The 543-nt window shown below is 65.0% G+C and carries 1 protein-coding gene; it reads left to right on the forward strand.

The features are described from left to right. Nucleotides 1-167, forward strand: a 167-nt coding sequence (gene ccsA / locus ACYVDG_RS32745; RefSeq protein WP_460758052.1) for a cytochrome c biogenesis protein CcsA, incomplete at its 5' end; no start/stop codon positions are given. Nucleotides 168-543: the final 376 nt, after the last annotated feature.

Genomic DNA, 543 nt, shown 5'->3' on the forward strand with positions numbered 1-543 from the left:
GGTCCTTCATCACGTGGGTGATCTACGCGGCCTACCTCCATGCCCGTGCCACCGGGGGCTGGCGCGGTCCGAAGGCGACCTGGATCAACGTGATCGGCTTCCTCACCGTCATGTTCAACTTCTTCGCGGTGAACTACATGTTCAGCGGTCTGCACTCCTACGCCTGACCCGCCGCCCCCTGGCAGGGGCCGGAGCAGATTCGGACACCGCGCGTCCGTGTCAGTCCGGCCCCTTCGCCCTCCCGCTGACCACCGCGGTGCGTGTGAGCCGCATCCTCCATGCGACCCCGATATCCCCCGCGGCGTTTGGGCCCCGAAGGCGCCTTCTTCCTCCCAGACATGCTCTTCCCAGGTCACGCGGTCGCGGATCGCGCGGGCTTGATCAGGACCACGGCGGTAATCAGGGCGACTGAGCAGGGGGCTTGACCCCGGATTCTGGACACGCTGAACCTGACACGAGTCGGGAGGAAGCGAGAATCTAGGTATGGCCCGTATGAACTACTCCGAGGACTTCCGCCGACAAGCGGTCGACCTCTACCTGAAC

The sequence above is a fragment of the Nocardiopsis oceani genome, from assembly GCF_054777395.1.